Origin of the sequence: Brasilonema bromeliae SPC951 (assembly GCF_012912135.1) — a bacterium.
Lineage (GTDB): Bacteria > Cyanobacteriota > Cyanobacteriia > Cyanobacteriales > Nostocaceae > Brasilonema > Brasilonema bromeliae.
The window spans coordinates 1-1,465 of sequence record NZ_QMEB01000329.1 but is presented as its reverse complement, the minus strand read 5'-3'; the positions used below and the strand labels follow the sequence as shown (position 1 = coordinate 1,465).

2 protein-coding genes and 1 pseudogene are annotated in these 1,465 nt (G+C 44.1%); 1 reads left to right on the top strand and 2 read right to left on the bottom strand.

Annotation, left to right across the window (positions count from 1 at the left end; genetic code table 11):
• A pseudogene (locus tag DP116_RS29800) lies at positions 1-246 on the top strand (hypothetical protein); the annotation flags it as partial.
• Positions 247-292: 46 nt separating this feature from the next.
• Here the strand turns inward: DP116_RS29800 and rpmA are convergent.
• Together rpmA and rplU are read right to left on the bottom strand one after the other, a co-directional pair.
• Complete coding sequence (gene rpmA, locus DP116_RS26745; RefSeq protein WP_169158024.1) at positions 293-574, bottom strand: 50S ribosomal protein L27; 282 nt, start codon at positions 572-574, stop codon at positions 293-295.
• 31 nt (positions 575-605) lie between these two features.
• Complete coding sequence (rplU, locus tag DP116_RS26740) at positions 606-1,079, bottom strand: 50S ribosomal protein L21 (RefSeq protein ID WP_169158023.1); 474 nt, start codon at positions 1,077-1,079, stop codon at positions 606-608.
• Positions 1,080-1,465: the final 386 nt, after the last annotated feature.

Genomic DNA, 1,465 nt, shown 5'->3' with positions numbered 1-1,465 from the left:
TCTTTTTTCTTATTCAAATCAAATCTTAGGTCTTTTGGTTTTAGCGTTTTAGCGGCTTTCTTGTTTTTTTTAATGATCGCCAGGTTCCGACTATTTCTTGATATCTTACTAATGGCTGCTGCGGCTGTATTGGCAAGGATAGACTTTCAAACAGCTGGCTTCAATGAAGGACAAACTTTTTGCTTGTTGTCTATCTTGTCTTTGATGGGTTTAGCCTTAGGTGCGCTGGTTCATAAGTTGATCTAAACTCAAGAGTCCATAGTCGCTATGGACTCTTGGGTTTAACTAATGACTAACTTGCAACTGCAGCCTCTGGCGCTGCAACTGGATAAACGCTAACCTTTTTACGGGTTTTGCCCTTGCGTTCAAATGTGACTACGCCGTCAACGAGAGCAAACAGAGTGTCATCTTTGCCAATACCGACGTTGTTACCAGGATGAAATTTAGTACCGCGTTGACGTACTAAGATATTTCCCGCCCGAACAACTTCACTACCGTAGCGCTTGACACCGAGTCTTTGAGCGTTAGAATCACGACCGTTGCGTGTACTACCTGTTCCTTTCTTATGAGCCATACTTTCCTCTTGTATCCTTTACTTCTATCTATTATTCAGCAGGAGTTTCTTCTGCAGGTGAATTCTCTGCAACTGGTTCTGCCACAACATCGACAGTCTCTGGAGTTTCAGTCGTTGCAGCTGGAACTGTCGTCACCGAGGCTTCTGGTGTGACGCTGATTGCGTTTTCTTCTGAAGCAAGCACCGAACCGTCGAGGCTAATTGAATTAATCAATAATCTAGTGATTTCCTGGCGATGACCCCGTTTTTTACGAGTTTTCTTTTTTGGTTTCATCTTATAAACCAGGACTTTGCGACCTCTTAGATGCCGCATCACCGTGCCTTCCACCTTTGCTCCTCCCACAAGCGGCTGTCCTATGGTGACTTCGCCGTTGTGCTGCACTAGCAGTACTTTATCTATGGTAACTTTCTCGTCTGGTTCAACACAAAGCAGTTCAATGTCGTAAAAACGACCAGCTTCGACTTTTACCTGCTTGCCGCCGGTTTCAATAATTGCGTAGGTCATAAAATTGTCCTTGAGGTTGCCGTACAGGTAGCTGGACTGTATGCTCGTTAAGACAGCTTTCCAGCTTTCGTATTGCCTTTACCTGATCCGAGCAGGAGTTAGACACACAATCTATTACTTTACCTCAATGACTACATTTTTGTCAAAATAATTAATATTAATATGATGTCCGTTTGATTACTTATTAAACCCTCTGAACCCCACCCCGCCAAAGCTGTGCTTTGTCTCCCCTCCCCGCCTGCGGGGAGGGGTTGGGGGTGGGGTGCAATGACTGTGGGAATCATAACTAATTAACCGGACTTCATATAACTCCTTTCATAAGCGGCGTTGGAAAGTATTTGACAAGCAATATAGCAATCCTATTTGATTTGTGAAAATCGCGCATG

Excerpts from the sequence above, each read along its gene's own strand:
- rpmA (WP_169158024.1), bottom strand. The coding sequence starts at position 574 with ATGGCTCATAAGAAAGGAACAGGTAGTACACGCAACGGTCGTGATTCT.
- rplU (WP_169158023.1), bottom strand. The coding sequence starts at position 1,079 with ATGACCTACGCAATTATTGAAACCGGCGGCAAGCAGGTAAAAGTCGAA.